Source organism: Azospirillum sp. P4_B5 (assembly GCF_056402275.1).
The window spans coordinates 157,254-168,847 of sequence record NZ_JBFUHT010000001.1 but is presented as its reverse complement, the minus strand read 5'-3'; the positions used below and the strand labels follow the sequence as shown (position 1 = coordinate 168,847).

The window sequence follows — 11,594 nt, the reverse complement described above, 5'->3', positions numbered from 1 at the left end:
GGGGTTCGGTTCCTGAGCGTAGGCTGTCGCAGCCGTTCTTCTTTGGGCCGGCCATCGTTGTTGTGACTGGTTCCGGCCGGTCGGGCGGCGGATGTTAGCCCGCGCGGATGCGTCCCGCCAGAGCAGGATCGCACGAAAGATGCGAATTTTTGCTGGAATACGACATATCAGATCACGAACAATGCTCGAAGCAATCGTTTCGTGTTCGGAAAGAGGCTCAGCAGCCCTCGGCCATGTCGTAGATGGCGTCCATGTCGCTGATCAGGACCTTGTTGCCTTCCTGCAGCGAGATCGCCCCGGCGGTCTTCAGCTGGGTGAAGGTGCGGCTGACCGTCTCGGTGGTCAGGCCCAGGTAATCGGCGATGTCGGCCCGGCTCATCGGCACGTAGACGGGGTTTTCCTTGTGCCCGCGCCGGGCGGCGCGCTGGGACAGCATCAGCAGGAAGGAGCAGATCTTCTCCTTCGCCGTCTTGCGGCCGAGCAGCAGCATCTGATCCTGCGCCGCCGCCAGCTCGTTCGAGGCCATGGAGAAGAGCCGGCGCTGCATCTTCGGGAACTCGTCCATCAGCGCGTCGATCTTCTTGCGCGGGAAGCGGCAGAGCGTCGCCGCCGTGACCGTTTCCGCGGTGTAGGCGTAGCTGTCGTTGACGGCCAGCCCCAGGAAGTCGCCGGTGACGAGGAAGCCGGTGATCTGGCGGCGCCCGTCCGGCAGCAGCTTGTAGAGCTTCACGGTGCCGGCGGTGACGTTGTAGAGCGCGTCCGCGGCGTCGCCCTCGCTGAACAGGGTCTGTCCGGCTTCGACGCGGGACGTCTGGAGGATGTCGGCGAGACGGCGCAGTTCCTCGGGGTCCAGGGCGGCGCAGACGGTCAGACTGCGCACGGGACAGGCCCCACAGGGATTCATCTCACTCGCCGCGCCCTTTTCGCGGGCGCGCCCCATGTCAAAGGGTGGCATGGCATGACCCAACCCTTAGCCGTACAACGCTCCCATAATCGTCATATTCGGTCTGTTTCGCAACGGTGCTCGCAAGGGCCGTGGCCGAATTGCCATACGAATGCCTTATGAGCGGCCCGCCGGAGCGACCGATCAGCGCCCTTTCGGCGGGGTCGACGGCTCGGCGTTCGGGCGCGGCGGCTCGTCGTCGAACAGGATGCGGTGGGCCGCCCCGTCGAGATCGTCAAACTGCCCGGACTTGAGAGCCCACAGGAACGCCCCCAGGCCCATCAGCCCCAGGCTCAGCGCGATCGCGATCAGATAGAGAAGCTCGGTCATCGGTCAGGTCCTTGGTCACCGCGCCGCGGCTGAGCCGCAGGGCGTTGGCGATAACGATCAGGGAGGAGGAGGACATCGCCAGCGCCGCCAGCAGCGGCGTCAGCATGCCCGCCATGGCAATGGGCACCGCGAACAGGTTGTAGACCAGCGCAATGCCGAAATTCTGGCGCACCAGCCGCCCGGAGCGGCGGGACACCTCGAACGCCTCCAGGATGGGGCGCAGGCGGCGGCCCTGGAACACCACGTCGGCGGCGGTCTGACTGACGTCCACCGCGGTGGACGGCGACATCGACACGCTGGCCGCGGCCAGCGCCGGGGCGTCGTTCAGCCCGTCGCCGACCATCAGCACCTTGCGGCCCTCGGCGGCGAGCGCGTCCAGAACGGCGGTCTTGTCGGCGGGCGTCTGGCCGGCCCGCCAGTCCTCGATGCCCAGTTGCGCGGCCACGGCGGCCACGGCGCCGCGGCGGTCGCCGGAGAGCAGACGGACGTCCAGGCCCCGCGCCTTCAGCCCGCGCACCACCGCCGCGGCGTCGGCGCGCGGCGCGTCGAGGAAGGTGATGCGGACCGGTGCCGCGCCAGGGCGGGCCAGCCACAGCTCCGGTCCGGCGGCGTCCTCCGCCGCGTCCGGCGCGCCGGTGAAGGCGCGGCTGCCCAGCCGGATCTCGCCTTCCGGCCCTTCCAGGGCGAGGCCGGCGCCGGGGACCTCGCGCACGCCGGTGGCGACGGCAACGTTGGGCAGCGCGCGGGTCAGGGCGCGGGCCAGCGGATGGCGGCTGGCCCCGGCGAGCGCGGCGGCGAGGCGCAGGTTGTCCTCGGCCACGCCGTCGAGCTGCGGGACGGGGCGCCCCTCGGTCAGCGTGCCGGTCTTGTCGAAGACCACCGTGTCGATGACGGCCAGCCGCTCCAGCGCCGTGGCGGTCTTCAGCAGGATGCCCTGCCGCATCAGCCGCCCGCTGGCGATCACCTGCACCACCGGCACGGCCAGGGCCAGCGCGCAGGGGCAGGTGATGATCAGCACGGCGACCGCGTTCATCAGCGAATCCTGCCAGGGCAGCCCGCCGAGCAGCAGCCAGCCGAGGAAGGTGCCCAGCGCCGCCACATGGACGACCGGGGCGTAATGGCGCGACACGCGGTCGGCGATGGCGACGTATTTGGCGCGGCCCTGCTCCGCCACCTCCATCAGCCGGACGATCTCGGCCAGCAGCGTGCCCTCCCCCACCGCGGTGACGGTCACGCGCAAGGGGGCGGTGAGGTTGAGCATGCCGGCGAACACGCGGTCGCCGGGGCGCACGCTGCCCGGCACCGTCTCGCCGGTGATCAGGGCGGTGTCGAGGTCGGACACGCCGTCGGCCACCGTGCCGTCGACCGCGACCCGCTCGCCCACCGCCACCAGGACGGTGGAGCCGGGCCTGACCTGATCCGGCGGGACGATGGCGCTGCGCCCGTCCTCGTTCAGCACGGTCACCGAGGTGGCGTGCAGGCCGAGAAGCTGCTCCGCCGCCGACCGCGCCCGGCCGCGCGCCCGCTGGTCGAGGTAGCGCCCGATCAGCAGGAAGAACAGCAGCATCATCGCGCCGTCGAAATAGGCGTGCTGGCCGCTGTTGATCGTCTCGAACAGGCTCATGCTGGTGGCCAGCAGGACGCCGATGGTGATCGGCACGTCCATGTTCGTCCGCCCGCGCCGCAGCGCCTGGAAGGCCGAACGCGCGAAGGGTCGCAGGGCGTAGGCGATGGCCGGCATGCAGACCAGCGCCGACAGCCAGTGCATCAGGTCGCGCGTGGCGCTGCCCATACCCGTCGCGTGCCCGGCCCAGACCGACACCGACAGCAGCATGACGTTGCTGGCCCCGAAGCCGGCGACAGCCAGCGAGCGCAGAAGCTCCTTCTCCGTCTTCGCTTGAGCGTCGCCCAGACGTTCCGGGTCGAAGGGCACGGCGCGGTAGCCGATGCGGGCGATGGTGTCCACGACCGTGTTGGCGTCGGTCTCGGCCTCGCGCCACGTCACCGACAGGCGGCGCGTGGTCATGTTCAGCCGCGCGTGGGTCACCCCCGGCTGGCGGGCCAGCGCCGTCTCGATCAGCCAGACGCAGGCCGCGCATTGCAGCCCGTCGACCATCAGGTGCAGCGAGGCGGTGCCGTCCTCGGCGTGCTTGGCGTGGGGGGCGTAGTCGAGCGGCGGTGCCTCGCCGTCCGGGCGCAGCGGCCGGGCGGCGGGATCGACGCAGCGCCGCTCGTAATAGCGTTCCAGCCCGAGCCCGCGGACGAGATCGTAGGCCGCCGCGCAGCCGGTGCAGCAGAAGGGGCCGGCGCCGTCGGAGGCGGTGGTGCCGGTGCCCTCGGGATGCTCCTGCCCGCAGTGGAGGCAGACGGTCATGTCACGGAACCCGTATGCTTGTTTGCCGTAGGTTTGGGCGCTGGGCGCTTACTTGATGAAGAGGCGCTGCTCGTCCTGGTAGTCGCCGGTGGCGTGGTGGATCTCCACGCGCAGGTCCCACTGGCCGGGCAGCGGCAGCGCCACCGGGGCGGCGAAGCGGCCCTCGCCCAAATAGGGCAGGTCGAGGCGCACGTCGTGGCCCTCGCTGGTCGGGCGGATGAAGGCGACCTTCACCTCGGCGTCCTTCAGCAGGTTGCCGTACTTGTCGTGCAGCGTCAGCGCCAGGATGCCCTTCTGCGCCTCGGTGCTGGTGAAGTCGGTGGCGACCTTCCAGCCACGTTCGGCCTGGGCGCGGGCGCCGGCCAGATCCTCGTTGTACTTCAGGCCCTTCATGAAATGCTGTTCGGTCTGGACGCCGGTCCAGCTCGACAGGGCGAAATGCAGCATCACGCCGTTGACCGCGATCACGACGGCGAAACCGGCCACGAAGATCCAGGGGATGTACCAGCCGGGCTGGCGGCCGGTCCGGCGGGGCGGGGTGCGGCGGGTTCCGGCGTCGGTGGACAGCGTCATCGTCGTCTTGACCTTTGGTGAATGCAGCGCGAAGAGCCGGTCGGGATCAGTTGGCCGGCCCCATGAAGACGGAGTCATAGGTCGCCACCTCACCATCGGCCGAGGCAAGCCTGAAGGTAAGGGGCTGGGAGGCGCCTTGCAAACCGGTGCGCGGCGCGGTCACGAAAATTCTGTAGGTCGCCACCATGTCCGGATCGGCGGTCAGGCGCTGGGTGCCGGCCTGCTCGTCCTGGCCGTCGCCGGCCACCGACAGGCTGGCCCCCGCCACCCCGGAAACCGCGAGCGTGTAGGCGCGCGGGTCGCGGGTCATGTTGGAGATCTTGAAGGTGTAGGCGTTGCGCACCGACCCGTCGGACAGGGTCACGAACAGCGGGGCGCGGTCGCGCAGGACGCTGATGTCCAGCCCCGGCTTCAGCAGAAGCCCGACGCCGATGCCGCCGGCGATGACCAGCATCATCAGCGTGTAGAGGATCGTGCGCGGGCGCAGCAGGCGGAAGGGCACCGGCTGCCCGCCGGTGGCGACGGCCACCTGGCTGGTCTGGGTGTCGAATTTGATGAGGCCGATCGGGCGCCCGACCTTGGTCATGATCTCGTCGCAGGCGTCGATGCACAGGCCGCAGCCGATGCACTGCATCTGCAGCCCGTCGCGGATGTCGATGCCGGCGGGGCAGACTTGGACGCAGTTGAAGCAGTCGATGCAGTCGCCCAGCCCCTCGGCCCCGCGCTCCTCCCAACTCTGCGACTTGCGCAGCAGGCTGCGGCCTTCGCCGCGCCAGTCCTGGTAGGTGACGATCAGGCTGTCCTCGTCGATCATCGCCGACTGGAAGCGCGGCCACGGGCACATGTAGGTGCAGACCTGCTCCCGCGCGAAGCCGGCGAGAAGATAAGTCGTGGCGGTGAACAGCCCGATGAAGCCGAGCGCGGTGGAGGACACCTCGAACCGCAGCATCTCGCCGAGCAGCGTTGGAGCGTCGGTGAAGTAGAAGATCCAGGCGCCGCCGGTCGCCAGAGCGATCAGCAGCCAGATCAGGTTCTTCAAAAGCTTGCGCCCGGCCTTCCGGGCGGTCCAGGCGCCCTGGTCGAGGCGGATGCGCTCGCCGCGGTCGCCCTCGACCAGCCGCTCGATCCAGACGAACAGGTCGGTCCACACCGTCTGCGGGCAGGCGTAGCCGCACCAGACGCGGCCCGCCAGCGAGGTCGCCAGGAAGAGGCCCAGCGCCGCCAGGATCAGCGCGCCGGTCAGGTAGTAGATCTGCTGCGGCCACAGTTCCACGAAGAACAGGTAGAAGCGGCGGTTGGCGAGGTCGAGCAAAACCGCCTGATCGGGCGCGTTCGGCCCGCGGTCCCAGCGCACCCAGGGCAGCACGTAGTAGATCGCCAGGAGAACCGCCAGCGCCGCCCATTTGATGCGGCGGAAGGTGCCGTGCACCGCCTTGGGATAGACCTTCGAATGCTTCTGGTACATCGAGCGCGCGGCACGCCGCGGCGCCTTCGGCGGGGCGGCGGGTGCGTCCGCAGCCGGCCGCGCCATCGTGCCGGTTTGGAGTTCCGTCTGGGCCGGCGGCTGTTCGGTGGTCGTGCTCATGACCTCGCCCTCTTCTTCTGGCGTCCGCCGTGCGGGCGGTTTGGCCATGCCGACGTGGTTCGGCGGTGGCGAGGGGACTATGGCGGCACAACGTCACAGGGGCATTGCGCTGGATCAAAGGATTCCAGGGGCCTCCCCAGGGTCCGGCGCCCGCTGTCCCCTTCCCCTGAGCGCAAGCCGGAAAAAGAAAATGCCGGGGAGTCGCCTCCCCGGCACCGAAGTCCGGCGGACCCGCCAGGGGGGCGTCCCCCACCCCGGCGGTTCCCCCTGGCTGGGCGGCTTACTTGCCGCCGCCCAGGTTGTGGACGTAGACGGCCAGCGACTTGACCGTCGCGTCGTCCAGACGCTTCGACCAGGCGGGCATCACGCCGGCGCGGCCGTTCGTGATGGTCTCCACCAGCGTGGCCTTGTCGCCGCCATACAGCCAGTTGGCCGTGACGAGCGGCGGAGCGCCGACGTCCATGCCGACCGCGACCGAGCCCTGGGCGCTGTCGCCGTGGCAGGCGGCACAGTTCTCGTCATAGACGGTCTTGCCCTTTTCCGCGGCGGCGGCGTCGGTCGACCGCTTGTTCAGTGACAAGACGTACTCGGCGACCTGACCGATCTGCTCGCGGTTCAGGATGCCGTCCCGGCCGAAGGCGGTCATGCCGATGCCGACCGTTCCGCGGGTGTCGCCGTCATCCGCACGGATGCCGTGCTGGATGGTCTTGTAGATGTCGGCGGAGGTGCCGCCCCACAGCCACACGTCGTCGGCGAGCGTCGGGAAGCCCTTGGCGCCCTGGCCGCCGGCGCCGTGGCAGGCCGCGCAGTTCTCGTTGAAGTAGGAGCGGCCGCCGGCCATCGCGAAGGCAAGGAGGTCCTTGTTCTTCTGGATGTCCTCGACGGAGGTCGCCGCGATGGCCGTCAGGTACTTTTCCTGAGCCTTCTTGCCGTCGGCGACCTTCTGCACCAGCTCCTCGCGCTGCGAGTAGCCGAGCAGGCCCTTCGTGTAGCTCTTGCCCAGCGGCCAGGCCGGGTAGAGCACGTAGTAGACGAGGGACCACGCGATGCAGACGTAGAAGATGTACAGCCACCATTTGGGCAGGGGGTTGTTCAGCTCCCGCAGGCCGTCCCACTCGTGGCCGGTGGTCTCGACGCCGGAAAGGGCGTCCTTTTCTTTCTGTGCCATGGCCTAAAACTCCTGACCATCTTCCTTGAGCGGGATCCGGGAGGCGTCTTCGAACTTGCCCCGGTTGCCTGGCCACATGGCGTAGACCACGATGCCGGTGAAGAGCAGGGCCAGCCAGACGGTCCAGAAGGACCGCAGGGCGACAGTGATCGAATCCAAGTCCATGGATCCCTCCCGGTTACTGCTGGAGCTGCTTGGGCGACTGGTACTTGGTGAAGTCCACCATGGTGCCCAGGACCTGCAGGTAGGCCACCAGCGCGTCCATTTCGGTGACGCCCTTGTTGCCCGTGAAGTTCGCCACGACGGCCTTCGGGTAGCGCTTCATCAGACCGGCCGTGTCGGCGTCCGGGTTCTTCTGCGCTTCGAGGTCGGCCTTGGCGCTGGCGATCTGCTCGTCCGTGTAGGGGACGCCGACGATGCGCAGGGTCTTCATGTGATCCTGGATGTCGGTGTACTTCAGCGGACGGTCCTTCATCCAGGCGTAGCCCGGCATGATCGATTCCGGCACCACGGCGCGCGGATCGACCAGATGGGCCACCTGCCAGTCGTTGGAGTACTTGCCACCCACGCGGGCCAGGTCCGGACCGGTGCGCTTGGAGCCCCACTGGAAGGGATGGTCGTACATGCTTTCCGCGGCCAGCGAGTAGTGACCGTAACGTTCCACCTCGTCGCGGAACGGACGGATCTGCTGGCTGTGGCAGTTGTAGCAGCCTTCGCGGAAGTAGATGTTCTGGCCAGCCAGTTCGAGCGGCGAGTAGGGACGGACCCCATCCACCTTCTCGATCGTCGACTCGATCGTGAACAGCGGGACGATCTGGACGAGGCCGCCGATCGACACGGTGATCAGGATCAGAACGATGAGCAGAAGCGTGTTCCGCTCGATCGTGTCGTGACTAAAGCCCTTTTTTTGCTCAGCCATTTTCTCAGTTCCTCCGGCGTCAGGCCGCACCGACCGCCGCCTTGTGCGGGGCGGAGGCATAGGGCTTCTCGATGCGGACGTCACCCTTGGCCGTGCGCCACAGGTTGTAGACCATGATCAGGGCACCAGCCAGGAACAGGACGCCGCCCAGAGCACGGATCACGTAGAAGGGATGCATGGCCGCGACCGTCTCGACGAACGAGTACTGGAGGAAGCCGAGGTTGTCGTAGGCGCGCCACATCAGGCCCTGCATGATGCCCGACACCCACATGGCGGTGATGTAGAGCACGATGCCGATGGTGGCGGTCCAGAAGTGATAGCTGACCAAACGCAGGCTGTAGAGCTGCGAGCGCTTCCACAGGACCGGGACCAGATAGTAGATCGCGCCGAAGGAGATGAAGGCCACCCAGCCGAGCGCACCGGAGTGCACGTGGCCGATCGTCCAGTCGGTGTAGTGCGACAGGGCGTTGACCGGCTTCACCGACATCAGCGGGCCCTCGAAGGTCGACATGCCGTAGAAGGCCACCGACGTCACGAGGAAGCGCAGGACCGGATCGGTGCGCAGCTTGTCCCAGGCACCCGACAGGGTCATGATGCCGTTGATCATGCCACCCCAGGACGGCATCCACAGCATGACCGAGAAGGTCATGCCCAGCGTCTGCGCCCAGTCCGGCAGAGCCGTGTAGTGCAGGTGGTGCGGGCCGGCCCAGATGTAGAGGAAGATCAGCGTCCAGAAGTGCACGATCGACAGGCGGTACGAATAGACCGGCCGCTCCGCGCGTTTCGGAACGAAGTAGTACATGATGCCGAGGAAGCCGGCGGTCAGGAAGAAGCCGACCGCGTTGTGGCCGTACCACCACTGCACCATGGCGCTCTGCACGCCCGAGACGAACGGGTAGGACTTCATCCCGGTCAGCGACACCGGGACGTTGACGTTGTTGCCGATGTGGAGGATCGCGACGGTCAGGATGAACGCCATGAAGAACCAGTTGGCGACGTAGATGTGCGACTCCTTGCGGGTCATCACCGTGCCGACGAACTGGATGGCGTAAAGGACCCAGATGACCGTCAGGTAGAGGTCGAGGATCCACTCCGGCTCCGCATACTCCTTGCCCTGGGTGTAGCCGAGCACGTAGCTGAGCGCCGCCAGGACGATGAAGATGTTGTAGTTCCAGAAGACGAACTTCGCGAGGCCCTCGCCGCCGAACAGGAACTGGCGGCTGGTGCGCTGCACGGAGTAGAGCGAGGTGGCGAACAGGACGTTGCCGCCAAACGCGAAGATCACGGCCGAGGTGTGGACCGGCCGCAGGCGCCCGAAGCTCGTCCACTCAAGGCCGAGATTCAGCGCCGGAAAAGCGAGCTGCAGCGCGATGAAGACGCCGGCCAGGAAGCCGACGACACCCCAGAACACTGCAGCGATGACGAAGAGTCGGACGGCGTCTTCGTAGTAACGCACATTTTCCGACACCCGCTGGCTGCCCAGGGCGGCCCCTGGCGTCAGAGTCGCTGATGTCATTCAATCTCTCCCGTTTGCCCCGGGCGGCTCGGGCCGCTTCCCCTGAGGTTGCACCACCGCTGGGTACGTACTGTTAAGGAGGGGGGCAGGTTCACATACGATGCACTTCTTATGCGGACGCCGGTTGCGCCTGCCTCCAATAATCCCAATATGTGTAGGGGTGGACCTTGCAACATTGATCTACGTCAACGACCGGTCTTACCGGTGCCTGCCATCGTTCACCGTCCTTCACGCGGTCGGACGGGCATGGACGAAAGCTTCATCGCGAAACCTCTCGGTCAGCGTCAGATCGACCAGGCCTATCCGCTGGTGCGGGCCATCTTCCCGGACTTGCCGGTGGAGCAATGGCGCGCATTTGCCGCAGCACTTATCGGGCCGGTTGATACCCCCGCGGCGCCGACCGGCATCATGACCGTGCAGAACGCACGGGGGTACCTCCATGGACTTTTCTCATACGCTATTGCGGAGCATCTTCGCCATGGCCGAGTTCTGGCCGTGGAGAATTTCGTCGTGCTCGACCTGTTCGACATGACCGGCCCGGCGGAGACTTTGCTGCGTTCCATGGATCGTCTGGCGCGCAGCCACGGATGCACGGCGATCCACACCTCCCTGCCGGAATTGCTGGCCGGAGAGGCCGGGTCGCGCGGGTCCCTGCTGACCTGCTTTCACCAGGACGGGCACCGCACGGAAACCTTGCGGCTGTGCAAGGCGATGGACGGCGCCAACGACAACCGCGCGCATCGGTCGCAGGCGGAAAGCCCGCTCGGCACCCCGTAAACCGCGCCGGAAGCGTCAGGACCCCCGTCCCATCCCGCGACTCCATCCCCCGTTTCCCACGACTCCGGCGATGTGACCGTTTGCTCGGCGGGCGCGAGCGGCTAGGATGCGGCCATCATGACCGACACCCCCACCACCCCCGTCAAATACCGGGCGATCCATCTGCAGGCCGGCCGCCAGCGGCGCGTCCTGCACGGCCACCCCTGGGTCTATTCCAACGAAGTCCAGATGGACACGGCGGCCAAGGCCATCCCGCCCGGCAGCCCCGTGCGCCTGCTGGACCCCGGCGGGAAACCGCTGGGCATCGCCACCTTCAACCCGCACACCCTGATCGCCGCGCGGATGCTCTCCGGCGACCCGGCGACGGTGGTCGACCACGCCTTCCTCGCCGGGCGGCTGAGGCGCGCGGTGGCGATGCGCGAGGCGCTGTTCGACCGGCCCTACTACCGCGTCGTGCATGCGGAGGCCGACGGGCTGCCGGGGCTGATCGTGGACCGCTACGGCGACGTGGTGACGGTGCAGGCCAACAGCGTCTTCATGGACCAGCGGATCGACGCCATCCTCGCCGCCATCGACGAGGTGCTGGCCCCGCGCGCGGTCATCCTGCGCAACGACAGCACCCAGCGCGCGCTGGAAGGGCTGCCCGAGGAAAGCCGGCTGGTGAAGGGCGAGATCGACGGCCCGATCCGGCTGGAGGAGAACGGCGCCACCTTCTTCGCCGACCCGCTGGGCGGGCAGAAGACCGGCTGGTTCTACGACCAGCGCGACAACCGCGCCTTCATCGCCAAGCTGGCGAAGGGCAAGCGGGCCATCGACTTCTTCAGCTACAACGGCGGCTTCGGCGTGCTCTGCGCCGTCGAGGGCGCGTCGTCGGTGGTGTCGGTCGACCGCTCGCAGGGGGCGCTGGACAACGCCACCCGCGCCGCCGAGGCCAACGGCGTGGCCGACCGCTTCGAGGCGCGCCGCGCCGACGCCTTCGAAGAGATGGAGCGGCTGAACGCCGAGGGCGAGACGTTCGGGGTGGTCATCGCCGACCCGCCGGCCTTCGTGAAGGCCAAGAAGGACCTCGCCGTCGGTTGCCGCGCCTACCGCAAGATGACGCGGCTGGCGGCGAAGATCACGGCGCCGGGCGGCTTCCTGCTCTGCGCGTCGTGCAGCCACAACGTCGACCCGCCGACCTTCGCCGAGCAGGTCGCCCGCGGCCTGCACGACGCCGGGCGGACCGGGCGCATCCTGCGCAGCGCCGGGGCCGGGCCGGACCATCCGGTGCACCCGCACCTGCCGGAGTCGGCCTATCTCAAGGCCATCGTGATGCAGTTGGACTGAGTGGATTTCACCACAAAGACACGAAGGCACGAAGATTTTCACGAAGGAGCGTCGGCTGACGGAAGACCGCTCCGCTTTGCCGG

Annotated in this window: 11 protein-coding genes; 2 read left to right on the top strand and 9 right to left on the bottom strand. The window is 67.8% G+C overall.

Annotated elements, in window-relative coordinates; all coding sequences use genetic code 11:
• Positions 1–217 precede the first annotated feature (217 nt).
• The 9 genes from AC1DVI_RS00815 to ccoN all read right to left on the bottom strand — a co-directional run bounded on the left by AC1DVI_RS00815 (position 218) and on the right by ccoN (position 9,408).
• Positions 218–880 carry a Crp/Fnr family transcriptional regulator gene (locus tag AC1DVI_RS00815; protein ID WP_236778152.1) on the bottom strand — a complete coding sequence of 221 codons (663 nt, stop codon included), beginning with the start codon at positions 878–880 and terminating at the stop codon, positions 218–220.
• A 207-nt stretch (positions 881–1,087) separates the two neighbouring features.
• Positions 1,088–1,225, bottom strand: a complete 138-nt coding sequence (gene ccoS / locus AC1DVI_RS00810; protein WP_247889849.1) for a cbb3-type cytochrome oxidase assembly protein CcoS — start codon at positions 1,223–1,225, stop codon at positions 1,088–1,090.
• Positions 1,179–3,647 carry a heavy metal translocating P-type ATPase gene (locus AC1DVI_RS00805; protein ID WP_476956397.1) on the bottom strand — a complete coding sequence of 823 codons (2,469 nt, stop codon included), beginning with the start codon at positions 3,645–3,647 and terminating at the stop codon, positions 1,179–1,181. The genes ccoS and AC1DVI_RS00805 overlap by 47 nt, the downstream gene beginning before the upstream one ends.
• 48 nt (positions 3,648–3,695) lie before the next feature.
• Positions 3,696–4,220, bottom strand: coding sequence for a FixH family protein (locus tag AC1DVI_RS00800; RefSeq protein ID WP_476956396.1), 525 nt, complete (start codon positions 4,218–4,220; stop codon positions 3,696–3,698).
• Positions 4,221–4,266: 46 nt separating this feature from the next.
• Positions 4,267–5,805 (bottom strand): cytochrome c oxidase accessory protein CcoG, encoded by a 1,539-nt coding sequence (gene ccoG, locus AC1DVI_RS00795; protein WP_476956395.1) that lies wholly within the window; start codon positions 5,803–5,805, stop codon positions 4,267–4,269.
• Between the two features lie 280 nt (positions 5,806–6,085).
• Complete coding sequence (gene ccoP / locus AC1DVI_RS00790) at positions 6,086–6,973, bottom strand: cytochrome-c oxidase, cbb3-type subunit III (RefSeq protein ID WP_149164591.1); 888 nt, start codon at positions 6,971–6,973, stop codon at positions 6,086–6,088.
• A gap of 3 nt (positions 6,974–6,976) precedes the next feature.
• Positions 6,977–7,138, bottom strand: a complete 162-nt coding sequence (locus AC1DVI_RS00785) for a cbb3-type cytochrome c oxidase subunit 3 (RefSeq protein WP_014238792.1) — start codon at positions 7,136–7,138, stop codon at positions 6,977–6,979.
• A gap of 13 nt (positions 7,139–7,151) precedes the next feature.
• Complete coding sequence (gene ccoO, locus AC1DVI_RS00780) at positions 7,152–7,892, bottom strand: cytochrome-c oxidase, cbb3-type subunit II (protein WP_114861498.1); 741 nt, start codon at positions 7,890–7,892, stop codon at positions 7,152–7,154.
• 19 nt (positions 7,893–7,911) lie between these two features.
• Positions 7,912–9,408, bottom strand: a complete 1,497-nt coding sequence (gene ccoN, locus AC1DVI_RS00775; RefSeq protein WP_059398493.1) for a cytochrome-c oxidase, cbb3-type subunit I — start codon at positions 9,406–9,408, stop codon at positions 7,912–7,914.
• A gap of 246 nt (positions 9,409–9,654) precedes the next feature.
• On the opposite strand from ccoN, the gene AC1DVI_RS00770 reads away from it, so the two are divergent.
• Both AC1DVI_RS00770 and AC1DVI_RS00765 read left to right on the top strand, forming a co-directional pair.
• The gene (locus AC1DVI_RS00770) at positions 9,655–10,185 is read left to right on the top strand and encodes a hypothetical protein (RefSeq protein WP_476956394.1); all 531 of its coding nucleotides are present in this window, start codon (positions 9,655–9,657) and stop codon (positions 10,183–10,185) included.
• Positions 10,186–10,302: 117 nt separating this feature from the next.
• Positions 10,303–11,511, top strand: a complete 1,209-nt coding sequence (locus tag AC1DVI_RS00765; protein ID WP_476956393.1) for a class I SAM-dependent rRNA methyltransferase — start codon at positions 10,303–10,305, stop codon at positions 11,509–11,511.
• Positions 11,512–11,594: the final 83 nt, after the last annotated feature.

What these genes read in the sequence shown, in the direction of transcription:
- ccoG (WP_476956395.1), bottom strand. Translation starts at nt 5,805, where the DNA reads ATGAGCACGACCACCGAACAGCCGCCGGCCCAGACGGAACTCCAAACC.
- ccoN (WP_059398493.1), bottom strand. Translation starts at nt 9,408, where the DNA reads ATGACATCAGCGACTCTGACGCCAGGGGCCGCCCTGGGCAGCCAGCGG.
- ccoP (WP_149164591.1), bottom strand. Translation starts at nt 6,973, where the DNA reads ATGGCACAGAAAGAAAAGGACGCCCTTTCCGGCGTCGAGACCACCGGC.
- AC1DVI_RS00800 (WP_476956396.1), bottom strand. Translation starts at nt 4,220, where the DNA reads ATGACGCTGTCCACCGACGCCGGAACCCGCCGCACCCCGCCCCGCCGG.
- ccoS (WP_247889849.1), bottom strand. Translation starts at nt 1,225, where the DNA reads ATGGGCCTGGGGGCGTTCCTGTGGGCTCTCAAGTCCGGGCAGTTTGAC.
- AC1DVI_RS00785 (WP_014238792.1), bottom strand. Translation starts at nt 7,138, where the DNA reads ATGGACTTGGATTCGATCACTGTCGCCCTGCGGTCCTTCTGGACCGTC.
- ccoO (WP_114861498.1), bottom strand. Translation starts at nt 7,892, where the DNA reads ATGGCTGAGCAAAAAAAGGGCTTTAGTCACGACACGATCGAGCGGAAC.
- AC1DVI_RS00770 (WP_476956394.1), top strand. Translation starts at nt 9,655, where the DNA reads ATGGACGAAAGCTTCATCGCGAAACCTCTCGGTCAGCGTCAGATCGAC.
- AC1DVI_RS00805 (WP_476956397.1), bottom strand. Translation starts at nt 3,647, where the DNA reads ATGACCGTCTGCCTCCACTGCGGGCAGGAGCATCCCGAGGGCACCGGC.
- AC1DVI_RS00765 (WP_476956393.1), top strand. Translation starts at nt 10,303, where the DNA reads ATGACCGACACCCCCACCACCCCCGTCAAATACCGGGCGATCCATCTG.